Annotated in this window: 21 protein-coding genes and 1 riboswitch; of the genes, 9 read left to right on the top strand and 12 right to left on the bottom strand. The window is 59.6% G+C overall.

From position 1 onward, the window contains the following. Positions 1-12: 12 nt before the first annotated feature. The 4 genes from JKV55_RS07150 to JKV55_RS07135 form a co-directional block, all read right to left on the bottom strand. Positions 13-549 (bottom strand): DUF924 family protein, encoded by a 537-nt coding sequence (locus JKV55_RS07150; protein WP_202083651.1) that lies wholly within the window; start codon positions 547-549, stop codon positions 13-15. 54 nt (positions 550-603) lie between these two features. Next, complete coding sequence (locus JKV55_RS07145) at positions 604-1,974, bottom strand: YjiH family protein (RefSeq protein ID WP_202084244.1); 1,371 nt, start codon at positions 1,972-1,974, stop codon at positions 604-606. A gap of 361 nt (positions 1,975-2,335) precedes the next feature. Continuing rightward, positions 2,336-2,989, bottom strand: coding sequence for a thiopurine S-methyltransferase (locus JKV55_RS07140; RefSeq protein WP_202083649.1), 654 nt, complete (start codon positions 2,987-2,989; stop codon positions 2,336-2,338). Between the two features lie 55 nt (positions 2,990-3,044). Further along, positions 3,045-3,242: a DUF4250 domain-containing protein gene (locus JKV55_RS07135; RefSeq protein WP_202083648.1), complete on the bottom strand. Its 198-nt coding sequence runs from the start codon at positions 3,240-3,242 to the stop codon at positions 3,045-3,047. A 159-nt stretch (positions 3,243-3,401) separates the two neighbouring features. Here JKV55_RS07135 and JKV55_RS07130 point away from each other — a divergent pair, with 159 nt between their 5' ends. Continuing rightward, on the top strand, positions 3,402-3,860 hold the full coding sequence (locus JKV55_RS07130; protein WP_202083646.1) for a hypothetical protein: 459 nt from the start codon (positions 3,402-3,404) through the stop codon (positions 3,858-3,860). Between the two features lie 47 nt (positions 3,861-3,907). Here JKV55_RS07130 and hemH read toward each other — a convergent pair whose 3' ends face one another. Beyond that, on the bottom strand, positions 3,908-4,876 hold the full coding sequence (gene hemH / locus JKV55_RS07125; RefSeq protein ID WP_202083644.1) for a ferrochelatase: 969 nt from the start codon (positions 4,874-4,876) through the stop codon (positions 3,908-3,910). A 63-nt stretch (positions 4,877-4,939) separates the two neighbouring features. Further along, positions 4,940-5,584, bottom strand: coding sequence for an adenylate kinase (gene adk / locus JKV55_RS07120; RefSeq protein WP_202083642.1), 645 nt, complete (start codon positions 5,582-5,584; stop codon positions 4,940-4,942). 238 nt (positions 5,585-5,822) lie between these two features. Between adk and JKV55_RS07115 the strand changes: the two genes are divergently transcribed. Further along, complete coding sequence (locus JKV55_RS07115; RefSeq protein ID WP_202083640.1) at positions 5,823-6,488, top strand: metallophosphoesterase; 666 nt, start codon at positions 5,823-5,825, stop codon at positions 6,486-6,488. A gap of 235 nt (positions 6,489-6,723) precedes the next feature. Then, on the top strand, positions 6,724-8,436 hold the full coding sequence (locus JKV55_RS07110; protein ID WP_202083639.1) for an amidohydrolase: 1,713 nt from the start codon (positions 6,724-6,726) through the stop codon (positions 8,434-8,436). Between the two features lie 142 nt (positions 8,437-8,578). On the opposite strand, the gene htpG is transcribed toward JKV55_RS07110, so the two are convergent. The 3 genes from htpG to fadI form a co-directional block, all read right to left on the bottom strand. Further along, positions 8,579-10,489 (bottom strand): molecular chaperone HtpG, encoded by a 1,911-nt coding sequence (htpG, locus tag JKV55_RS07105; RefSeq protein WP_202083638.1) that lies wholly within the window; start codon positions 10,487-10,489, stop codon positions 8,579-8,581. A 214-nt stretch (positions 10,490-10,703) separates the two neighbouring features. After that, positions 10,704-12,812, bottom strand: coding sequence for a fatty acid oxidation complex subunit alpha FadJ (fadJ, locus tag JKV55_RS07100; RefSeq protein WP_202083637.1), 2,109 nt, complete (start codon positions 12,810-12,812; stop codon positions 10,704-10,706). Positions 12,813-12,820: 8 nt separating this feature from the next. Then, positions 12,821-14,134, bottom strand: coding sequence for an acetyl-CoA C-acyltransferase FadI (fadI, locus tag JKV55_RS07095; RefSeq protein ID WP_202083636.1), 1,314 nt, complete (start codon positions 14,132-14,134; stop codon positions 12,821-12,823). Between the two features lie 179 nt (positions 14,135-14,313). On the opposite strand from fadI, the gene JKV55_RS07090 reads away from it, so the two are divergent. The 5 genes from JKV55_RS07090 (at position 14,314) to JKV55_RS07070 (ending at position 20,040) form a co-directional block, all read left to right on the top strand. Then, positions 14,314-14,883: a sigma-70 family RNA polymerase sigma factor gene (locus JKV55_RS07090; protein WP_202083635.1), complete on the top strand. Its 570-nt coding sequence runs from the start codon at positions 14,314-14,316 to the stop codon at positions 14,881-14,883. Next, positions 14,876-15,604 carry a DUF3379 family protein gene (locus JKV55_RS07085; RefSeq protein ID WP_202083634.1) on the top strand — a complete coding sequence of 243 codons (729 nt, stop codon included), beginning with the start codon at positions 14,876-14,878 and terminating at the stop codon, positions 15,602-15,604. Before JKV55_RS07090 ends, JKV55_RS07085 begins: the two co-directional genes overlap by 8 nt. Positions 15,605-15,734: 130 nt before the next feature. Next, complete coding sequence (gene putP, locus JKV55_RS07080; protein ID WP_202083633.1) at positions 15,735-17,198, top strand: sodium/proline symporter PutP; 1,464 nt, start codon at positions 15,735-15,737, stop codon at positions 17,196-17,198. A 170-nt stretch (positions 17,199-17,368) separates the two neighbouring features. Next, positions 17,369-18,694 (top strand): outer membrane protein transport protein, encoded by a 1,326-nt coding sequence (locus JKV55_RS07075; RefSeq protein ID WP_202083632.1) that lies wholly within the window; start codon positions 17,369-17,371, stop codon positions 18,692-18,694. Between the two features lie 119 nt (positions 18,695-18,813). Beyond that, complete coding sequence (locus JKV55_RS07070; RefSeq protein WP_202083630.1) at positions 18,814-20,040, top strand: EAL and HDOD domain-containing protein; 1,227 nt, start codon at positions 18,814-18,816, stop codon at positions 20,038-20,040. Between the two features lie 8 nt (positions 20,041-20,048). Here the strand turns inward: JKV55_RS07070 and JKV55_RS07065 are convergent, their stop codons facing one another. Both JKV55_RS07065 and JKV55_RS07060 read right to left on the bottom strand, forming a co-directional pair. Further along, positions 20,049-20,630 carry a thymidine kinase gene (locus tag JKV55_RS07065; RefSeq protein ID WP_202083628.1) on the bottom strand — a complete coding sequence of 194 codons (582 nt, stop codon included), beginning with the start codon at positions 20,628-20,630 and terminating at the stop codon, positions 20,049-20,051. 5 nt (positions 20,631-20,635) lie between these two features. Further along, positions 20,636-22,189 (bottom strand): Na+/H+ antiporter NhaC family protein, encoded by a 1,554-nt coding sequence (locus JKV55_RS07060; RefSeq protein ID WP_202083626.1) that lies wholly within the window; start codon positions 22,187-22,189, stop codon positions 20,636-20,638. A 73-nt stretch (positions 22,190-22,262) separates the two neighbouring features. Beyond that, positions 22,263-22,436, bottom strand: a riboswitch (Lysine riboswitch). Between the two features lie 392 nt (positions 22,437-22,828). Between JKV55_RS07060 and JKV55_RS07055 the strand changes: the two genes are divergently transcribed. Then, a complete protein-coding gene (locus JKV55_RS07055; protein WP_202083624.1) occupies positions 22,829-23,236 on the top strand; it encodes an H-NS family histone-like protein in 408 nt (135 codons plus the stop codon). A gap of 163 nt (positions 23,237-23,399) precedes the next feature. Here JKV55_RS07055 and JKV55_RS07050 read toward each other — a convergent pair whose 3' ends face one another. Next, a complete protein-coding gene (locus JKV55_RS07050; RefSeq protein ID WP_202083622.1) occupies positions 23,400-23,621 on the bottom strand; it encodes a putative quorum-sensing-regulated virulence factor in 222 nt (73 codons plus the stop codon). Between the last annotated feature and the right edge of the window lie 8 nt (positions 23,622-23,629).

The raw sequence follows: 23,629 nt of genomic DNA, 5'->3' as shown, positions 1-23,629 counted from the left end.
TTTTTCGTTGGGTCAGAAGCTCGATCCCGGCTGTTGCAGGAAGCGTTGTTCTTCCTCTGTGGACTCCCGCCCCAGCAGGGCGTTGCGATGGGGATAACGCCCGAAACGGGCGATGATGTCCCGGTGGCGCACCTCGTAGTCCAGGTTGTCCGCCAGACCGTTCTTCTCGAACAGCGCCAGCGCCACATTGTGCACCTTGAGCGACTCGCTGTGCATAAAGGGCATGTACAGAAACAGCCGCTGCTGCGGGTTCAAGCCCTTTTCGGCACCGCTGCTGATGGCCTCCTGGGCCAGCGCCAGGGCCATGCCATCGGCGGCGAAGGCCTGGGGCTTGTCCCGGTAAATGTTGCGGGAGAACTGATCGAGCACGATAACTTCCGCCAGTCGTCCCCGGGCCCGGGTACGCCATTCAAACAGCTCGCCCAGGCAGGCCTGGGCGTGCAGCCGGCCGAAGCGTTGGCGAATCACCTCGTCCAGGGACGGATCCTTGAGCCACCACCGCTCGGGAGACAGCTCTTCAAACCAGAAATCCAGTACAGACTGATACATGAGGTTCCCCTATACCGTGAATATCTGGCCACAGTATAGGGGATGAGGGAGGGATTAAAACACCAGGTGGGCGACCAGGGCGATCACCGGCAGGGTCACCAGGGTCCGCAGCAGGAAGATCACGAACAGCTCGACGATATTGACCGGGATCTTGCTGCCCAGCAGCAGGGCGCCCACTTCCGACATGTAGATAAGCTGGGTCACCGACAGGGCGGCGATCACGAAGCGGGTCATGTCGCTTTCGATGGAGGTGGCGAGGATGGCCGGAATAAACATGTCGGCAAAGCCCACCACTATGGTCGCGGAAGCGGCGGCGGCCTCCGGGATCTGCAGCAGTTCCAGCAGCGGCACGAAGGGCAGGCCCAGCCAGGTGAACAGCGGCGTGGTTTCGGCGATCACCAGCGCCAGGGTACCGAACGCCATCACCACCGGCAGTACGCCGAACAGCATGTCCAAGGCGTTATGCACCCCGGTGCGGGCCACCTGGCCCATGCTCTTGACCTTGCCGGCCCGGGCCAGCGCCAGGGCGTAGCCGTGGCTCAGGCGGGAATAGCCGGCCGGGGTGCTCTCATCGTTGGCCGGCCGGGGCTCGCCATTGATAAAGGTGTCTTTTTTCCAGCACAGCGGCGGCAACCGCGGCACCACTATGGCCGCCACTATGCCGGCCAGGCACACCGCCAGATAAAACGACAGAAACATATGCTCCAGCTTCACCTGGGCCAGCACCACCAGGCTGAAGGTGATGGACACTGCGGAGAAGGTGGTGCCGATCACCGCCGCTTCCCGCTGGGTATAGTGATGGCCTTCATACTGCTTGCTGGTCAGCAGGATACCCACGCTGCCGTCTCCCAGCCAGGAGGCCATGCAATCCACCGCCGACCGGCCGGGCAGGCGGAACACCGGCCGCATCAGGCCGGTGAGCAGGGTACCGACAAACTCCAGCAGACCGAAGTCCAGCAACAGCGGCAGCAGCAGGCCCGCGAAAATAAACACCGCGAACAGCACCGGCAGCAGGTCGTTCAAGACCAGGCCACCGGTGTCGCCACTGTAGAGCAGCTCGGGGCCGGACTGGGTAAAGACCATCAGCACGAAGGCCGCACCCAGCAGCCGGCTGAACAGCCATACCGGACGCACGTTGAACAGGGTGTTCAGGAACAGGCTGCGGGTCACAAAGGCCGGCTTGAACAGGCTGGTCAGCAGCGACAGCAGCGCCGAGAGGGCGATAAGGCCGGTCACTATGGCCGTCAGCCAGTCGGCCAGCAACGCCTGCAGGCCCTTGGCCAGCACCGCAATCATAATGGTGAGGTCGCCGTTATAGCTGACCGGAGTCATAAACAGCAGTATGCCCGCGAGCGAGGGCAGCAAGAACATCAGCAGGTTCCGCTTGCTTACCGCAGCCTGCGCCGTCAACGTCTTTTCCATGATTACTCCTTCCTTATCGGGCAACAGCACCCAACTCGGCTAAAAAAGGGTAAAAACCGCACTTTTATGCAGCCCAGCCCAGCCACCCAGAATAAAAGCAACTAAAAAATGCATAAGTTACCGCTAACAGGAAAGCTCTCTGAATACTTATTTTATAGCCAAATATATTTAATCAAAAGACATAATCAAAACATAACCCCACAAAAACAAATATTGTTAGATTTTTGTTCTGACTTGTTAATTTCAGGGAAGGAGTATAAAGATTTTGTACCGCCATGCAAACAGATCCCGCGCACAAAACAAGAAAGGCTGCAAAAGCAGCCTTGTCGAACACCGGTGTGGGTTGCATGCGGAAAAAGAAAAACTACCTTCTCCGCAGAGAAAAACACAGTTCATTGAAAAACTCGCACTCCCCGCTGGCTACCCGGGGGTTGGCGCTCCCCTCCTCTATGCCGCCGAGGAAAACCACCTCGAAGTCGGCGCCAAACAGGCGCTTGACTTCCGCCTCATTCACCGAAAAAGGGGGAGATTCATGCTGTATCGGGGCATAGTCCAGGGTGACCAGCAGCATGGTGGCTCCCGGATTCAGCAAACGGGCCAGCAGGCGCGCGTAACCTGGCCTGACGGGTGCGGGCAAGGCGATCAGCGCCGCCCGATCGTAAGCGGCATCAAAACGCAGGCCCAGGGTGTCGGCCTGGAAGAAATCGCCTTCATACAGGCTGAAACCCGGAGCCTGCCAGCGGCAATAATGCTCGAGTTCCTGCCGTTGCGGGATGACTCCCGCCTCGCTGAAAAAGTCCCGGATCGCCAGGGGGGAAAGCTCGAAGCCGGCAATATTATGGCCTTGCTCCACCAGCCAGTGCATGTCCCGGCTTTTTCCGCACAGCGGTACCAGTACCTCGGTGCGCTCGGCTACCCCGAGTTGCCGCCAGAAGCGGCTGAGATGCTCGTTGACCCGCTGCTGGTGAAAACCGATGCGGGATGACTGCCAGCGCTGATGCCAGAAATGGGCGTCCATATCAAATCCTTGAGTGCAACAAACCGGCTACTATCTCAAGCCTCGCCCACCGTGATCAAGAGTGGGCCTTGAACTGATTGCTGCCCGCATCGTAATGGTAACCAATCTGGGACATGCGGGCGCGCAAATGCCCCCCATCCAGCTCATACAGTGCCAGCAGGGCATCCAGGCTGTCGCACTCCAGCCGCAATTTCTCATTGATGATGCTGAGCAGCATATGATTGTCCATGTGCTCCAGTTGTGCTTTGTTCATCCCCAGCTCCCGAGTCGGCGTTTCAGCTCAGTATAGCCTGAAGCCTGAATCCTCACCGCTCGGAATACTGTAAATTTAAACAGTATTCTTCTTGACCCGGGACCCGGTTGGACAATACTGTATATATGAACAGTAAAGACCAACAAGGAAGGAATGCATATGGCGACCATCTTGTTAACTCGCAACCCCGAGCTCCCTTCTCTACCCGGGCAGTGGCATGGCACGGCTGTTACTCATACTGTGGCCGCCCCCGGCTTGATTGAGCGCATCGATGACTGGAGTGCCGCCCGGCAACGCCGCCTGCTGGCTGAACTGGCCGCCATCAGCCAGCGCCGGTGTGGCTGGATCCTGACGATCAATACCCCCGCGCCCCTCTCACGCCACGCGCTGGCGGCAATGGGCGTGGCGCCGGCCCATGTGGTAGACATGGGCAAGGTAGGTGCCAACCTGTTCAATCTGGTGCAGCGGGCCATCAGCCATAAAGGGATAGCCGCGGTGGTATGCTGGCAATGCAGGCCCGCGGCGGAACAGCAGCGGCTGCTGGAGCTGGCGGCACAGCGCCACCGGAACAAGGTGTTCCTGATTGCAGCCAGCAGAGAGGCGGCCCTGCTGCATTAGGGTGGGACCGCCAAGGCGGGCCACTAAGGCAGGGCCACTCCAGGGGACTACACCAGCTCCCGGCAAACCAGATCCATCATCATACGGATATGGGCGGGATGGTCATTGAGGGCGGGAATATAGTGATAGGCCTCGCCGCCGGCGGCCATAAACAGCGCCTGGTTTTGCTCGGCGATCTCTTCCAGGGTTTCGAGGCAGTCGGCGGAAAAGGCGGGGCAGATCACATCCAGGCGCTTGATGCCTTCCCCCGGCAGCGCTGCCATGGTGTCGTCGGTGTAGGGCTGCAACCAGGGTTCACGGCCAAAGCGGGACTGAAAGGTGGTTCGCCACTGATGGCGCTCCAGCCCCAGCTCCGCCGCCACCAGTTCGGAAGTACGATGGCATTGCTGGCCGTAGGGATCCCCTTCATCCTCGTACCGTTTAGGAATACCGTGGTAAGACAGCAGCAGCATGTCTCCCCGGCCGTGCGCATCCCACTGCGCCCGCACCGACTCGGCCAGGGCCTGGATATAGCTCCGGTGGTCGTGATAATCATGAATAAAGCGAAACGCCGGCACCAGGCGCTCTTTTTTCATCAGCCGGGCCCAGCTGTCGAACACGGAAGCCGTGGTGCTGACCGAATATTGGGGGTACAGGGGCAACAGGACCACCCGGTCCACCCCGGCGGCTTTCAGCGCCTGCCAGGCGGAAGCCATGGACGGTTCACCATAGCTCATGCCCAGTGCCACCGGCATATCGATACCCGCCGCCTTCAGTGCCTCGCTCAACGCCATTTGCTGGCGGCGGCTCACCACCATCAGCGGAGACCCTTCCGGCCACCAGATGGACTGATACAGCCTGGCCACCTTGGGCGAGCGAAAAGGCAGAATAATGCCGTGCAGCAAGGGGCACCACAACGCCCTGGGCACATCAACCACCCGGTGGTCGTGCAGGAATTGACTGAGGAAGGTCTTGACCGCTTTGGCGGTAGGGGCGGTGGGGGTACCCAGGTTAACCAGTAAAACGCCTGTTTTCACCTTGTTACCATATCCTGAAGAAAAAGGCCGGGAGCCGCGGGCTCCCGGCCAAACACAATGGAATTAGGACAGAATATCGGTCAGTTCGCGGCTGACTTGCTCAACCGATTGTGTCCCGTCCACTTTATAATGACGGGTGTGACCGGCAGCAGCTTCTTGCTTGTAATAGTCGATCAGCGGCGCGGTTTGCTCGTGGTACACCGCCAGGCGCTTGCGCACCGTGCTCTCTTCGTCGTCCGCACGGATCACCAGCTCTTCACCGGTCACGTCGTCCTTGCCTTCCACCTTGGGCGGATTGTAGACCAGGTGGTACACCCGGCCAGAGCCCGGGTGTACCCGGCGGCCACTCATGCGCTTGACGATTTCCTCGTCCGGCACGGCAAACTCCAGCACATAGTCGACGGGCACGCCGGCTTCCTTCATGGCATCGGCCTGAGGAATGGTGCGCGGAAAGCCATCGAGCAGGAAGCCCTTGGCACAGTCGTCTTGGCTGATGCGTTCTTTAACCAGACCGATGATGATGTCGTCGGAGACCAGTTGTCCTTGATCCATGACTTCCTTGGCTTTCAGCCCCAGCGGGGTACCGGCCTTGATAGCGGCTCGCAGCATGTCACCGGTGGAGATTTGCGGAATGCCGAACTTCTCCATGATGAATTGAGCCTGCGTTCCCTTACCCGCGCCCGGAGCACCCAGCAAAACGATGCGCATAACAGCGTCCTCTTTTTGATTAGTCATTCGTAATTTGGGGCATGATTGTGGCATGACACCGGCATGGGGACAAGGGAGAGCAAGAGGGTGTTAGACCTATTGATGATATTGGCGACAACACTGCGTCTTCAAAGGAGGCCAAACCATATCGAGCACCCGCTCAAGGGACGAAACAACAAAAGATACCGATACTGAAAACAGGGCATGATTTCTGCGCATTCAGCCAAGGAGCACAGCAGTGCAGCTCCAGACCTTTACCCGCAATGCTCGGGGCCGTGACTTTGCCATTGGCGATCTGCACGGTTGCCGTGAACAACTCGTCACCCGGCTGGCCGAGGCCGGCTTCGATACCGGATGTGATCGCCTGTTCAGCGTCGGTGACCTGATTGACCGGGGCCCCGACTCGCTCGGTTGCCTGCAGTTGGTGTTCGAACCCTGGTTTTTTGCAATACGAGGCAATCACGAACAGATGATGCTCAATGCCTTCGATCGCGCCAGTCCCCTCGCCCTGCCGTTATGGTATATGAACGGCGGCCAGTGGATGCTAGAACACGACCAGGCCGACGTGGAAGCCTGTGCCCGCGCCGCGCTTGCCCGCATGCCCTATGCCATCGAAGTGGATGTTGGCGGCAAACGAGTGGGCCTGGTGCATGCAGAGGTGCCGGCTCACGACTGGCACAGCCTGCAGCATCCCCTGTCGGAAGCACGGCTCGCCCAGCTGTTGTGGGCACGGGAGCGCATAACCCGCCGCGACCGAAGCCCCATCGCCCATATCGACCTGGTTCTGGTCGGACACACCATAGTCCCCGCCATCACCCGCCTCGGCAATACCCTGTTTATCGACACCGGCGCCTTCAGCTCCCGGGGTCGGCTGACCCTGCTGGAGATACAATCCTGGCTGTGAACCACCATGGCTGGTTCCACCAGGGTGCAGCCACTGGCTCTAACCACCCGGCCTCGGATCCATTGAGATGATAATTGCTAGCAATATTTATTACCATAGCTAGCATAACGGTCACCATCAGCTCAGGAATGCCTTGGCATGGTGCAGGCAAATATCATCCCAATGGATGTGATGAGGAAAGACAATGGACAACATAATGTGCAAGGCCGCTCGGGTCTTACTGGCTTTCGCCCCTATGGCGATATTCAGCGCCGGTGCCAGCACTCCCGAGGGAATGGCCGACACGCTATACCACAATGCCCGGGTGGTAACAGTGAACGATAACTTCGATATCGCCGAGGCCGTGGCCATCAAGGACGGGCGCATCATGGCGGTCGGCCGCTATGATCAGCTGCGGGAACTGGCCGGTGATGACACCCGGCAGATCGACCTGCAGGGCAAGTCCCTGCTGCCCGGCTTCTATGACGGCCATATTCACGTGGGCACAGGCCCCCGCCCCTTCGGCGCCACCTTCAATGTCCCCACCCCGGAGCAATTAACAGAGATACTGGCTCAGCAGGCCGCCACGGTGCCGGCCGGCGACTGGCTGGTCGGGATGATGAACCGCCCCCATTGCCATCTGCAGATGCCCGACCGCCGGGAGCTGGACGCCATCGTGCCCGACCACCCGGTGATGCTGGCCTGCGGCGTGCTCAAGCTGACCCTCAACTCCAGGGCCATCGAGCTGGCCGGCTTGAGCAGGGACACGCCGGAGCCCAAGGATGGGCTTATCGTGCGCGACGAGCAGGGCGAGCCGCAGGGCGTGCTGACCATGGGCGCGCGCCGCTACGCCACCCGGGTCATCCCCAACCCGGCGCTGAGTGACGACAGCGCCCGGGACAACCTGCGCGCCCAGTTGGCAAAATTCCTGCCCATGGGGGTCACCAGCGTCAATATCGCCGGCGTACGCCCGAACGAGTTGCGCCTGATCCAGGATGTCTACCAGCGCTGGGGCGACGAGTTGCCCCGAGCCACCCTGCAGATTTTCCTGTTTCCCGGCTACGACGATGTCGACACCAGCCTCGCCGAGCTGGAAGGCCTCGGTTTTCGTACCGGTATCGGCGATGACCGGCTGAAACTCGGTGCCATCAAGATGAGCATGGATGGCGCCATCGCCGTACCGGACTTCAGGACCCTCAAACCCTATGACGGCCAGGAGCGTTTCAAGGAGCGCGGTCCCTGGGACAACCGGAAGGGCGATTTCGACGGCGTGACGGTGATCCCCAAGGACAGCCTGTACCGGGTGGCCAGCCGGGCCCATGAACTGGGCTGGCAGCTCGGCATCCACACCATAGGGGATGCCGCCGTGGTCGAGGCGGTCGAGGTGCTGGAGCGGGTGCTGCATGAGCGACCCCGGCAGGATCACCGCCACCATCTGCATCACCTGACCATCAGGCCGCCGGAAGAAACCCTCGCCAAGATCGCCGCACTGGAGCTGATCGTCGACACCCAGCCCAACTATACCTATTACAACAACGCCTTTATGCTGGCCGCGGTGAGCGGCAACCGGCTGGAACGGCAGAACCCGCAGCGTTCGCTGCTGGAGCACGGCATCCGCATCGCCTACGGCTCGGACGGCCTGCCGCATGGTCCCCTGCTCGGGATCTGGGCGGCGGTGAACCGTCTCGGCCATGATGGCAAGGTGTATGGTGCCGAGGAGGCGATTTCCGTGGAAGAGGCGATTCGGGCCTACACCCGGGGACCCGCCTACCTGACCTTCGATGAACAGGAGCGCGGCAGCATCGAGGCGGGCAAGGTGGCGGATCTGGTGGTGCTGGCCGAAGACCCCCTGAGCGTCGATCCGCTGCGGCTGCGGGACCTGGCGGTGGAAAGGACCATTATCGCCGGCCGGGAGCTGTTCCAGGGCTCGCATGTCGAACCCTACCATCAACGGCCGCCAGCCCCCTGAAAAAGCAACGCCCTGCGAAGGCAGGGCGTTGCAGACGGCTGACAAACCTTCAGATATCTCTAAGGAAATATCTGGCGACAAGCAGGTGCCGGGTTTTGTCACCCGGCTGAAACCGCCCCGGTGCGTCGGGGCGGTTTTGTGCTTAGCCCAGCAGCAGGCGGTTGACCCGGGCCACGAAGGCGGCGGGATCTTTCAGGCCGCCCTGTTCGGCCAGTTGCGCCTGCTCCAGCAGCAGGTGCGACCATTCGGTGAACTGCTCGCCTTCGGCCAGGCTCTCCAGTTTTTTCACCAGCACATGATCCGGGTTGAGCTCCAGTATGTACTTCTGCTCCGGCACCGGCTGGCCGGCGGCGCGCATCAGCTTGATCATCTGGGTGCTCATGTCGTGCTCGCCGGCCACCACGCAGGACGGGGTGCTGGTCAGGCGATGGCTCAGGCGCACTTCCTTCACCTCCTCACCCAGGGCGGTCTTCACCCGCTCCAGCAGCGGCGCCAGGGCTTCCTTGGCTGCTTCCTGGGCCTTCTTGGTCTCTTCGTCGTCCAGCTCGCCCAGATCCAGCTCGCCCTTGGTCACGGATACGAACTGCTTCTCTTTATAGTCGCTGAGGTGGTTCATCAGCCACTCGTCCACCCGCTCCCACATCAGCAGCACCTCGATGCCCTTCTTGCGGAAGATTTCCAGGTGCGGGCTGTGGCTGGCAGCGGCATAACTGTCGGCGGTGATGTAGTAGATCTTGTCCTGGCCTTCCTTCATCCGCCCGAGGTAATCGTCGAGCGACACGCTCTGGGCGTCGGCGTCGTTATGGGTGCTGGCGAAGCGCAACAAGCCGGCGATCTGCTCGCGGTTGCCGTAATCCTCGGCCGGACCTTCCTTCAGCACGTTGCCGAATTCCTTCCAGAAGCCCTGGTATTTTTCCGGCTCGTTCCTGGCCATCTGCTCCAGCAGGGACAGTACCCGCTTGCTGCAGGCCTTGCGCAGTTGCGCCGTCACCTTGTTGTCCTGCAGGATTTCGCGGGAGACGTTGAGCGGCAGATCGTTGGAGTCGAGCACCCCTTTGACGAACCTCAGGTATGTTGGCATAAACTGTTCAGCGTCATCCATGATGAACACCCGCTGCACATACAGCTTGAGGCCGTGGCTCTGATCCCGGTTCCACATGTCCCAGGGCGCCTTGGCGGGCACATACAGCAGGCTGGTGTATTCCTGGTTGCCTTCCACCTTGTTGTGGCTCCAGGCCAGGGCGTCCTGCCAGTCGTGGGAGATATGCTTGTAGAACTCCTGGTATTCTTCGTCGCTCACCTCGCCCTTGGCGCGGGTCCAGAGCGCGGTGGCCTTGTTCACCTGCTCCCACTCGCCCTCGGTGGCAGGGATTTTTTCGCCGTCTTCTTCCCGCTCGGGCTCGCCGTCCTTCCACATTTCCACCGCGATGCTGATATGGTCGGAATATTTGCCGATGATGCTGCGCAGGCGCCAGTCGTCGAGGAACTCCTGCTCCTCCTCGCGCAAGTGCAGGATCACATCGGTGCCACGGCCGGTTTTCTCGATGTCGGCCACGGTGAAGCTGCCGTCGCCGTCGGACTCCCAGCGCACGCCGCGGTCGGCGGCCTGGCCGGCGGCCCGGCTCAGCACGGTCACCTTGTCGGCCACGATAAAGGCGGAATAGAAACCCACCCCGAACTGGCCGATCAGCTGGGAATCCCTGGCCTGGTCGCCGGACAACTGGCTGAAGAAGGCCTTGGTGCCCGACTTGGCGATGGTGCCCAGGTGCTCGATCACCTCGTCCCGGCTCATGCCGATGCCGTTGTCGGAGATGGTCAGGGTCTTGTTATCCTTGTCCAGGATCAGACGTACCCGCAGGTGGCCGTCATTTTCATAGAGTTCACTGTCAGACAGGGCCTTGAAGCGCAGCTTGTCGGCGGCGTCGGCGGCGTTGGACACCAGCTCGCGCAGGAACACCTCTTTGTTGGAATAGAGGCTGTGCGCCATCAGGTTGAGCAGTTGTTTGACTTCGGTTTGAAAACCATGAGTTTCGGTATGCACGGCTTCTGACATGATAAGTTCCTTGCTTGGGTTAACCTACAGCCAGAAAGATGGGGTTGGATGCGGGGATTTCAAGAGGCGGCGGGAAACAAAGCCGGAAGCCGGAAGCCGGAAGCCGGAAGCCGGAAGCCGGAAGCCGGAAGCCGGAAGCCGGAAGCCGGAAGCCGGAAGGATGACTCTTCCAGCTTCAAGCTTCAAGCTTCAAGCTTCAAGCTTCAAGCTTTAGTCAGTAGTAGCTGCGTCCTTCTTCCGCCAGCCGGCGCAAGGAGTCGCAAGGAGCGAAGCGTTCGCCGTACTTACGGGCGTATTCCTCCATCCTGGCGACGATCTCGCCGATGCCCTGCCGGTGCATATAGTAGAAGGGGCCGCCGCTGAAGGGCGGGAAGCCGATACCGAAGATGGCGCCTATGTCCCCGTCCCGGGCCGAGGCCACCACGCCCTCCTCCAGGGTCATGGCCGCCTCGTTCAGCATCAGCAGTACGCAGCGTTCGGCCATGTCCCGGGCTGGCAGCCGGCCCTGGGGCTTGAGCCCGAGCAGCTTGTAGACGCTCTCGTCCGCCGGCTTGTCCTTCTTGTCGAACCGGTAGAAGCCGCGGCCGTTCTTCTTGCCGTAGCGCTTGTCCTCCAGCAGCTTGCCGAAGGCCTCGGGCGCCTTGAAGCGGCTGCCCAGCTCCTGCTCCAGGATGGGGGATATCTTGGCGGCCACGTCTATGCCCACCTCGTCCAGCAGGGTGATGGGCCCCACCGGGAAGCCGTAGTCCACCAGGGCCCGGTCGATGGCTTCTATGGGTTCCCCTTCCAGCAGCAGCCGTGCCGCTTCGTTGAGGTAGGGCGCCAGGATACGGTTGACGTAAAAGCCGGCCTTGTCCCGCACCACTATGGGGGTCTTGCCCTGGGCCCGGGCCAGTTTGATGGCGGTGGCCACCGTCTCATTGCCGGTGCCGGCGTGGGGGATGATTTCCGCCAGGGGCATCTTGTCCACCGGGCTGAAGTAATGCAGGCCCAGCACCCGCTCCGGGCGCGCCGCCCCTTCCGCGATGCGGTGGATGGGCAGGGAGGAGGTGTTGGAGGCGAAGATGACATGGGCCGGGCAATGGGCCTCCACCTCCGCCACCATCTTGCGCTTGACCTCCAGATCCTCGAACACCGCTTCCACCACCAGGTCGACCCGGTCGAAACCGCGGTAGTCCAGGGTGCCGGTCATCCGCGCCAGCTGTTGCTGCATCTCGGTGGCGCGCAGCTGCTTCTTCTTGACCTTGGGCGCCAGCAGCTGGTGGGCGGTGGCCATGGCCTGGTTGATACCGTTATGGGCAATGTCCTTGATGCGCACCGGCAACCCCGCCCTGGTGGCGGTGACGAAGGCGATGCCGCCACCCATCAGGCCGCCGCCCAGCACGCCGATGCGCTTCAACGCCATGGGCTCGGCGCCCTGGAAGGTTTTTTCCTTCTTCATCTCGGTGGTGGCGAAGAACAGGTGGCGCAGGGAAGCCGATTCCGGCGTCATCACCAGCTCGCCGAAGGCCCTGGCTTCGGCCGCCAGGCCCTGGCTTATGCCGTCTTCCAGGCCGGTGCGCACCACCTCCAGCAACTTTTCCGGCGCCGGGTAGTTGCCCCGGGTCTTGTGGCGCAGGGCGCTCAGCGCCTTGTCGAACACCAGCTTGCGGCCGAAGGGGTTGGCCTCCAGCGCCAGGGTCTTGATGTCCTGCTTGCGCTTGTGGCTCGGCTTGCCCTTGCGGGCCAGGGCAATCGCCGTTTCCAGCAGTATGCTGGGGGGCACCATGTCGTCCACCAGTCCCGCTTTCAACGCCTGTTTGGGCCGCAGCTGTTTGCCGGTGAGCATCATGTCCAGCGCCCTGGTCAGCCCCACCAGCCTCGGCAGGCGCTGGGTGCCGCCGGAGCCGGGCAGCAGGCCGAGCTGCACTTCCGGCAGCCCCAGGCGGGTGATGTCGTCGTCGCTGCACACCCGACCATGGCAGGCCAGGGCCAGCTCCAGGCCGCCTCCCAGGCAGGGGCCGTGGATGGCGGCAATCAACGGCACCGCCAGTGCTTCCAGCTCATTGAACATGTCCTGGCCGGCCCTGGCCAGGGCTTCGGCTTCCTCGGCGCTCTGGCAGGCGGCCAGCATATGGACATCGGCCCCGGCCACGAAGGAGTCGGGCTTGCCGGAGCAGAGCACCAGGCCCTTGATGGCACCGTCGGCCCGGATTTGCTCCAGCAGGGAACGGATCTCTGTGGCGAAGCTCGCCCGCAGGGTGTTCATGCGCTCGCCCGGCACATCCATGGTGATGATGCCGATACCCTCTTCGTTGCGCAGGCTGAAAGTCGTTTGGGTCATAGTGTCGCTCATTGTGCTGCCTCCAGTACCATGGCCGCGCCCAGGCCGCCGGCGGCGCAGGCGGTGGTCAGCGCCAGGCCGCCGCCGCGGCGGTTAAGCTCTCTCAGGGTTTGGGTGATCATGCGCGCGCCGGTGGCGGCGAAGGGATGGCCGTAGGCCAGGGAGCCGCCGAGCACGTTGAATTTGGCCATATCCACTTGGCCTATGGCCTGGCCGCGGTTGAGCTGCCGTTCGGCGAAAGTCTTGCTCTCGAACATCTTGAGGTTGGCCAGAGTCTGGGCGGCGAAGGCCTCGTGCATCTCGACAAGCTCCATGTCCGCCAGGGTACAGCCGGCCCTTTCCAGCGCCAGGGGCGTGGCGTAGCTCGGCCCCAGCAGCATGTCCTGCCGGACGTCGATAGCGGCGTAGGCGTAGCTGCGCAGGTAACCCAGCGGCTTCAACCCCAGCTCCCGGGCCCGGCTTTCGGTCATCATCAGCACACAGGCGGCACCGTCGGTGAGCGGGGTGCTGTTGGCGGCGGTCACGCTGCCGTGGCGCTTGTCGAAGGCGGGCCTGAGCCTGGCATAATCGGCCAGGCTGGACTCGGTGCGGATGTTGTTGTCCTGCTCGAAGGGCGCCTTGAACGGCGGCACATAGGCGGCCATCACCTCGTCGGCCAGCAGCCCCTGCTGCCAGGCCCGGGCCGCCAGCTGATGCGAGCGGTGGGCCAGCTCGTCCTGGGCCAACCGGTCGATGCCGTGGCTCTTGGCCATCTGCTCGGCGGTCTGCCCCATGGACAGCCCGGTGGAATATTCCGCCACCGCCGGCGGCACCGGCGCCAGATCCTTGATCCTCAGCCGGCGCAATATGGCGAGCTTGGCACCAAACGACCTGGCCTTGCTCAGATCGAGCAGCGCATCGGCCAGCCGGCTGGATACCCCTATCGGCAGCACCGAGGAAGAATCGGCGCCACCGGCGATGCCCACCTGGATATGGCCCGCCATCATCGCCTCGGCGATATTGGACACCGCCTGGAAACTGGTGGCGCAGGCCCGGGTCACGCTGTAGGCATCGGTGCTGGCCGGCAACTCGGTGCCGAGCACGATTTCCCTGGCGATATTGGGGGCCTTGGGCATCTGCACCACCTGGCCGAACACCAGTTGCTGCACTTCGCTGGCGTCCATCGGCGTGCGCGCCAGCAGTTCGGCCACCACCATCCTGCCCAGATCCAGGGCCGGTATGCCGCGATAGGCGGTGGACTGGCGGGCGAAGGGGGTTCTCAGCCCGGAGACGATGGCGATGCGATCGCCGGTTCTGGTGGTTAAAGGGTTAGTCAGCGTCATGTCTGCTCCTTGTTGGCAAGAGGTCTGACCTCCACGCCATCTTAACAATGCCCCTACAAGTTTTAAACAGGTGATTGAAATTTTCTGCACCGCCATGGGGAGTCGAACCAAACGCCTATCGCGTGCGCTGCCAAGAGTGAGTAGACTGATAGAAGCCACCCTTGACTTAACGGTGAACGATGATTTCCCTGTTCAGGCGAAAGAAGACCAAGCCAGATGCGGTCTCTAACAGCATGATGATAAAACAAAAGCGTTATGAGGCGCTGGTATATGCCTTGCACGGCGATTTGTTTCGCTATGCTTACTGGCTATGCCATGATCGGCAAGTGGCTGAAGATTTAGTGCAGGAAACCTTTCTGCGCGCCTGGAAGGCGCTCGACAGTCTGAAAGACGAAAAAGCCGCCAAGGCCTGGCTGATTACCATACTGCGGCGGGAAAACGCCCGCCGGTTCGAACGCAAGCAGTTTGAGCTGGTGGATCTGGACAGCGTTCCCGTGGCCGACAAGCAGAGCCTGGGACTGGAACAGGACATGGAAAACGAATGGCTGCGCCGGCATATCGCCGAACTGGCCGAGGAATACCGGGAACCACTGCTGCTGCAGGTGATCGGCGGCTTCAGTGGCGAAGAAATCGCCGAGATACTGGACTTGAACAAGAATACCGTAATGACCCGCCTCTTTCGCGCCCGCAACCAGCTGAAAGAGGCATTGGAGCAGGACAAGAGTTCGCGAGGCCGATGCAATGGATGATCTGGAATTTCGCCGCCGGGCTTATGCCGATCCCTGTGACAAGAGCCCGGAATTTGTATCCGCTTCTACCGCCAACGCCGGCAACCGCCAATTCATGGATGAATTGAAAGAGTTCAACCGCAAGCTGGAGCGGGCATTGAACGAACCGGTTCCTCCGGCACTGCCCGACAAACTGATGCTCTCGCACCTGCTGCGTCAACAGGACAACAAGGAAGGACTGGGCTGGCGTCACCTGGCGGTGGCCGCGTCCGTCGCCTTTGCCCTGGGATTTTCCACCCGCTTTATGCACCTGTCCGCGGAATCCGGCAACCTGCCCCCCTCGGTGGCCAAGGTGGCCATGCATCATGTGCAGATGGAAATGCCTTTTACCCGCTATGTCGATGAAGAGCTGACCCTGGCCACGGTCAACGCCAAGCTGCGCCCCTACGGCGCCAAGCTGAAGGACATCGCCGCTATCGGCAAGATCTACTACGCCAATCACTGCATCTTTGCCGGTGGCCCGGCGGCACACCTGGTGATCCAGGGCGAACACGAGCGTGTCCACGTCTTCCTGATCCCCATGGAACGCGCCTTGCAGATCGTCCGCGAGTTTTCCGACGCCAACCTGCACGGCGAGGTGATACCCATGACCTACAACCGCCTGGTCGTGGTCGGCGACAAACTGGAGAATGTGCATTCCATGGCCCAGAAAGTCCAGGCATCGCTGGAAAGGGCACTATAACCTGATGGGCGCTTCCAACCCGAGAAATTTAGGCTCAACCGCTGGGAGTTCAATGGCTTAATGGTGTAACATTCGGCCTCCCCGCTCACACGGAAGCGAAAACGCTGTTCGGAACAACAGGAATGCGCCCATGACCATAGAACTCCCTATCCTGCTCACCTTTGTCGGCTACCTGCTGCTGACCATGCTGATCGGCCTGGTGGCCTATAAAGCCACGCGCTCGCTGAGCGATTATATTCTCGGCGGTCGTCGCCTCGGCCCCGGTGTGGCGGCCCTGAGTGTCGGCGCCTCGGACATGAGCGGCTGGTTGCTGCTCGGCCTGCCCGGTGCGGTTTATCTGTATGGCATCAACCAGGCCTGGATCGGTATCGGTCTGGTGATCGGGGCCTGGCTCAACTGGCTGTTCGTCGCCAGGCGACTGCGGGTCTACACCGAGCAGGCCAACGATTCCCTCACCCTGCCCGACTTCCTGGAAAATCGCCTGGCCGACCGCAGCGGCCTGATCCGGGTGATCTCGGCCCTGACCATACTGGTGTTCTTTGTCTTTTACACCGCCTCCGGCCTGGTGGGCGGCGCCATCCTGTTCGAAAAAGTCTTTGGCCTGCCCTACCTGACCGCGCTCGTCATCGGCGGCGGCGTTATCGTCGCCTATACCTTTATGGGGGGGTTCCTGGCCGTATCCTGGACGGATTTCTTCCAGGGCATACTGATGTTGCTGGCATTGATCGTACTGCCCTGGGTGGTGATGAACGAACTGGGTGGCATGGCGCAGACCTTTGCCGATCTGGAACAGATGGACAGCAGCAAGCTCAACCTGTTCCATGATTTCTCCTGGCTGAGTGGGCTCAGCCTGCTGGCCTGGGGACTGGGTTACTTTGGGCAACCCCATATCCTGGCCCGCTTCATGGCCATCGACTCGCCGCGTTCTGTGCCCCTGTCCCGCCGTATCGCCATGAGCTGGATGATACTGTCGCTGATCGGCGCCCTGGGCGTCGGCCTGGCCGGCACCCTCTACTTCAGTGGCACCCCGCTCGACAACCCGGAAACCGTGTTCCTGGCCCTGGCCAACGCGGTATTCAACCCCTGGGTGGCCGGCCTGCTGATTGCGGCCATCATGTCCGCCATCATGAGCACCATCGATTCCCAGCTGTTGGTGTGCTCTTCCGCCATTACCGAAGACTTCTACAAACGCTGGTTGCGCCCCTCGGCACAGGATGCCGAACTGGTGTGGGTGGGGCGCTTTGCGGTGCTGGGGGTCGCCCTGTCTGCCATGCTGATTGCCCTGGATCCGCAAACCACGGTGCTGGGCCTGGTCAGCTATGCCTGGGCCGGTTTCGGCGCCGCCTTCGGCCCCGTGATTATCCTTTCGGTGTTCTGGCCGCGGCTGACCCGCAACGGCGCCCTGGCGGGCATCATCCTGGGCGCCTTGACCGTGATCGGCTGGAAACAGCTGAGCGGCGGACTGTTCAATCTTTATGAAATCATCCCCGGTTTCCTTATCTGTGGCCTGGCCTGTATCCTCGTCAGCCAGATGGACAAGGCGCCGTCAAAGGCGGTAATGCTCGGTTTCCGGCGGATGGAATCTGACCTTTAATCCTTGATTACTATCACAAAAAGGGCCGGCAGGCCCTTTTTTTATAAACAAGTGTTTTACTTTTTGATTACATTTTTTTATGCTCCCAACTGGTAAGAGTTCACACCTCCTGCCAGTTGCGCAAAAAGCTGTCGCGCCCGATTCACATAACAACGACAAGAGAGTCTTCTATGAGCCAAAAGACGTTGAAACTGTCCGTGCTCGCCGCTGCCATTGCTGTGGTAGCAGGGCCGGCCCATTCCGCCGCTTTCCAGCTGGCCGAGCAAAGCACGACAGGTCTCGGCCGCGCCTACTCCGGCGAAGGTGCCGTTGCCGACAACGCCTCCGTATTGGGCCGCAATCCCGCCGCCATGACCCTGTTCGAAAGCCCCGCGCTGTCTACCGGCGCCGTTTATATCAATCCGGAAGTGGATGTGGAGGGGAAAGGCAGCTCTCTTGCGCAAACTGCCGATGACATTGCCAATGACGCCGTGGTGCCCTTTTTCTATTACGTACATCCTATTAATGAGCAATGGGTGGCCGGTTTTGGCGCTTTTACCAACTATGGCCTGGCAACCAACTATCCCAATGACTATTATGCCGGCCCGGTTGCCGGTAAGACCTCGCTCAAAACCCTGAACCTCAATCCCAATCTCGCCTTTAAAGTGAACAACCAACTCTCTTTAGGCCTGGGCTTCAACGCCGTCTACGCCGATGCCGAGTTAATTCGTCACGCCGGGGCTCACTACGATCAACTGCTTGGCCAAACAACCCAGGGGATCCTGGCAACCAATCCCGGACTTTCCGCAGAGCAAGCCTCCCAGCTTGCCGCTCAGGGGCTGGCCCAACAGGGTCTTGAAGGGCGTGGCACCGAAGTTGCCCGCCTAACCGGAGACGACTGGGGCTACGGCTGGAACACCGGCATACTGTTTCAGGCCGACGAAAACAATCGTTGGGCCCTGACCTACCGTTCCAAGGTCGACCTGACCTTTGATGGCCAGTACAGCGGTGTAAGCTCGGGTTTTCAAACCGTTCCCGGGCAGTTGAACCTGACCCTGCCGGCCATCGCCGAGTTATCCGGCTTCAATAAAGTTTCGCCGGACTGGGCGGTACACTATGGGCTGATGTGGACGGAGTGGCGCCACTTTGACGAGCTGAAGGCCACCAGCAGCCAGTGTAATGACGGTGTATGTCTGGAGAAACCCGAGCAGTTCAAAAACAGCTGGCGTATCAGTGCCGGGGCCACTCACTATCTGAATGAGCAGTGGACCCTGCGTGGCGGCCTTGCTTATGACATGTCACCCGTACAGGAGCCATATCGCTCTATTTCCATTCCGGACAGCAACCGGACCTGGTATACCCTGGGCGCCACCTACGCCTATAACCAGAATCTGAGCGTTGATGCCGCCTTTGCCTTCCTGGACGGCAAAAAAGTGGATGTGGTTGAAGACGGCTTCGAATTTATCTCCGGCGGCGATGCCTACCTCTTTGGGCTGCAGATGAACTACCGCTTCTAAGCCCATCCGATGGACCAGTCCGAAAGCGCCTCCCGAGGCGCTTTTTATTGGCGTCTGCTTTGTCAACCCGGTGATTATCCTGTATATTCCACAACCTGTTTTTGACACGCCAGGTCCCCATGAACTGCTTTGTAGCCAGACAAGCCATTCTCGACAAACAGGGTAATCCCTTCGGATATGAGCTGTTATTCCGCCTTGGTCTCGATAATCGCTTTCCCGATATCGAAGCCGAGCTGGCTACCCGCCGTTTAATGGCTGAACAATTTTTAAGCCAGAAAATCGAAGATCTGGTCGGTGAAGCCCTGTGCTTTGTCAACTTTCCCGATGCCCTGCTGCGTGAGGGCATGGCCGATGCCTTTCACCAGCACCGGCTGGTGATTGAAATACTGGAAGACGCCACCCCGGATCCGGCCTTGCTGGAAGCGGTCAAACGACTGAAAGGTCTGGGTCTGAAGCTGGCACTCGACGACCATTTGCCGGGCAGTGCCTGGGACGCCTTTCTGCCCTTTATGGATTTTATCAAGCTGGACTTACGCCAGACTTCCCTTGCCGACTGCGCACGTTTTATCCAGGCATGCCGCCGCTACCCGCAGCTGCGTTTTATTGCCGAAAAGGTGGAAACCCGCGAAGAATTTGCCGCCGCAGAGCTCGCGGGTTTTGAATTTTTCCAGGGCTATTACTTTCAGCAACCCCAGGTCATCCGCCGGCGTATTCTCACCACCGACGAGCTCACCGCCTTTGAATTGCTGGCGGCGGTCAGTGACAACGATATCGACTACAACAGGCTGACCGAGCTGTTCAGCCGCGACCTCTCGCTCTCCTATAACCTGCTCCGTTATGTCAATAACCTGCATATGGGATATCGCCACCAGAATATCGAAAACCTGCGCAGTGCCATCGTTTATCTGGGCCATCAGCAGCTCAAGCGCTTCACCGCCCTGGTCATGACCGCCTATGTCAGCAAGAACAAAAATATCGAGCTTTACCGGTTATCCATTATCCGCGCCAAATGGTGCGAGTTGCTGGCCGAACAGGTCAGTTCGGGCCTAAAAGATGACGCCTTTATCTGCGGGCTGTTCTCATTGCTGGATGTACTGCTCGAGCGCCCCATGGCCGAAATATTACCGCACTTGTCGGTTGCGGAGAACGTGTCCCAGGCGCTACTCGAAGACAAGGGCCAGTTGGGTTTTTTTATGGGGCTGGTGCATGATCATGAACAGGCCAACTGGCCGCAGTTGCAGCAACGCCTCGCCTTTATTGGACTCAGCGAAACGGCCAGCAGCCAGAGCTATGAACAGGCGGTACAGTGGAGTAACCGGCTCGGCAATCAGCACCGCTTGAACTGATTGCCCTCTTATTCCCTGGTCTTGCCCTGCATATAATGGCGACGACACAGGGCAACGTAGCGCTCATTGCCGCCAATCTCTATCTGGCAGCCTTCGCGCACCACTCGCCCTCCTGCATCCAGCCGGGCGTTCATATGCGCCTTGTTGCCACACCAGCAGATGGTCTTTAATTCTTCCAGCTTGTCGGCAAGGCAAAACAGGTAGTGGGCCCCTTCGAACAATTCCCCCCGGAAGTCGGTTTTTAATCCGTAGGCCATCACCGGGATGCCCAGCTCATCCACGATGCGAGCCAGCTGATAAACCTGGGCCCGCGTCAGGAATTGGGCTTCATCCAGGATAAAAACATCGGTGGGATGCCCTTCGCAACGCTGTTTTATCAGTTCAAACAGATCGCAGTCACGGCCAAAGGTATCGACCGGCAGGCTCAGGCCTACCCGAGCCCGGATGATGCCGGCGCCGGCCCGGGTATCCAGCCGGGGTGTCATGGCATAGGGGCTGAGCCCCCTTTCCAGGTAGTTGAAATGAGCCTGTATCAGCTGGGTCGACTTGCCCGAATTCATGGCCGCATATTTGTAGTGCAGAGAGGCCATGGCGATTATCCCCTTTGTTTCCAGGCCCAGAATGCCAGCATCAGCAGGAAGCCTGTCGATGCCGCCGCAAAGCCCATCAGCAGGGAGGCGCTGTAGCCCAATGTCAGGTAGCCGATCACACTGACCATGGCGATGGAAAGCGCATAGGGCAGCTGGGTGATGACATGATCGATATGATGGCAGGAAGCCCCGGTGGAAGACAGAATAGTGGTGTCCGAAATGGGTGAACAATGATCCCCAAACACGGCTCCCGCCATCACCGCCGACATCCCCGGCAACAGCAATTGGGCATCTATGGCCATGGTCATATCGGCCGCGATGGGCAGCATCACTCCGAAGGTACCCCAACTGGTCCCGGTGGCGAAGGCCATCACCCCGGCCAACAGGAACAGGACGGCCGGCAGCACAAACAGCGGCATGCTCTGTTGCACCAGGGAGGCAAGGTACTTACCGGTTTCCAGCTCGCCGATCAGCCCGGCAATGGCCCAGGCAAACAGCAAAATATAAATCGCCGGCAACATCCCCTTCGCCCCGACTTTCAGCGTATGCCTCCATTCGGCCGACGAGGCCTTGTGTCTGAACATGGCCAGCACGCACACCAGAACCCCGGCCACGCCGCCCAGGACCAGGGAACGCCCGACATTGGTATTTTCAAGGGCTGACAGCACCGAAAACGCCATGCCATTCTCGGCCAATGCCTGCGCGCCGGTCACCAGCAAAGCCGTCACCGTCACCAGGGTCAGCGCACCAATCGCACTCAACAAGTCCGCGACACGGCCGACACCCGTGGCGGTATCGGCCACCCCCGGAGGAGTGCCTTTGGCTTTATCAAACAAGATACCGTTCAGCGCCTGCCGTTCATGATGCGCCATGGCCCCCAGATCCCATCCTCCCCGGATCACCAGCAGCACCATCACCAGAGTAAAGAGCGCATAAAAGTTCATGGCTCCCATCGTCAGAAAAGCGCCCAGCGCGCTCTGTCCGGTCAGGCCATAACTGGCCAGGATACCGCCGACCAACGCGATAATATAAGCGCCCCAGGAAGACACCGGCATCAATACGCAAACCGGCGCTGCGGTTGAGTCCAGCAGATAGGCGAGTTTGGCGCGGGAAATACGGAAACGGTCGGTTACCGGCCGGCAAATCGTGCCCACAGAAAGGCTATGAAAATAATCGTCAATAAAGAAGATAAATACCAGCAGGCCGGTCATGACTTTAGCCTGACGGCGCGTTTTGATACGCGCCTGTGCCCATTCGGCGAAAGCCAGGGTAGCGCCGGTGCGGCTGAGCATGCTGATCATGCACCCCAACAACAGTAAAAACAGCAGTATATTCACATTCCATTCGTTCACGGCATGATCTGACCAGAATAGCGCCATCACGCCTGTAGCCAAATGGGTCAATGCAGCAAAAGGGTTGAACTGCTGTAATAACAAGGCACCCAGGGCAATGCCAAACCCCAGGGATAACAAGACCCGACGGGTAAAAATGGCCAATATGATCGCCAATAATGGCGGCAGCAGGGACCAAAAGGTCTGAACAAAAGGATGAGATTCCATGACGACACCTGAATCTGAGTTGTCAACATAACCACCAGGAGCAGGAAACCGATATCAATGTCGTCCTCTCTTTCCCAGCAGTAGCGCATCATGAAACAAATTTCATGACAGTATCGGCCCTTTCGGCACCAATCCCAGCCAGGCTATCTGATGAACAGCATGACTTCGGCGCATCTTCCTTTCAACCAGGATAAACGGCATCACCCTGACCTGATTTACTGATAAGACACGCACCTCTACGCAGGTAAGTCGGTGGATTTTACTGTCAAAAAGACAAAGATCAATATATTTAACCAAAAACAGTGCTCATTCTTTGAGCTACCTATCCCATATAACATACCTCCCTCCACTGAGGTGGTGAAAAAATGCTGTCTGGTTCACAGCTTGTTGTGAAATATGGAATTACCGATAGCAACAGCAGCCACTGAATGCTATTGCTGCTTGAGATAACAGAGCCATCAAAAATATTAATTAGCGAATGCTTTTGCAAAATGCAAGGCCATCTCCATCAATATACGCCTGAGTAATGTCTGATAAGTCGTCATCTCCTGCAGTTTGTATTAATTAACTTGCTTCATTTAAAATGAAGTTGTAAATTTAATTTATTACAAAACCAATAGAACACCATAGGTGGATCCAATGACTGAATTTTTGAAGACACTGCTCAATATTCGCAGCCTGCGTGCCGCAACCCGAGAGCTGACGCTGGAGCAGATGGAAGAAGGCCTGGCCAAATTAACTTCCGTTGTTGAAGAACAACGCGAAAGCAAAGCTGCCGAGCGGGCTGCGACCGAAGAACGTGAGCGCAAGCTGAAAGAATATGTAAGCATGATGGCTGCCGACGGTATCGATATCAGCGAACTCGTTGAGCTGGCTGAGCCCAGCAAAAAAGCCACTGCTGCCCGTAGCAAGCGTCCGGCCAAATATGAATACCAGGACGAAAGCGGTGAACTCAGAACCTGGACCGGCCAGGGCCGTAAGCCCGCTGCGATTCAGAAAGCCTTGGAGAGCGGTGAGAAAACTCTGGAAGATTTCCTGATCAAGTAAAGCCTTAACCGATAAAAACCAGGTCTGATGGCCCTATGCCTGTCAATTAAGACAGCCGGGCCAAACGACGCTGAGGGCGGCGCCTGCCGCCCCTCCGCCACCCTCGAGCTTGGCTCGCGTATCCCAAGCTGTCGGCCCTGTTGCCCTGTCGGGTGGATAGCCGTTAACGCCGGTCCAGCAATGAGTAAAGTTCCTGATCCACGCCGTTTAACTTAAGTTCATATACCAGGGCGAGCTCGGCACCGAGTTGGCCGGCTGGCCATGCTTTGCGTTCAAGCCAGCACAGATAGGCCATGGGCAGCCGAAGCAACGGCAGCCCTTTATACTTTCCGAACGGCATGGGCTTGCTGATAATGGTAAACAGCTCCGCGGCCTGAATTGGCATCGTTAACC

It is taken from the genome of Zobellella iuensis, assembly GCF_016746085.1.
GTDB lineage: Bacteria > Pseudomonadota > Gammaproteobacteria > Enterobacterales > Aeromonadaceae > Oceanimonas > Oceanimonas iuensis.
Note: the sequence above shows the minus strand (reverse complement) of the source record. Positions and strands in the feature narration are given on the sequence as shown.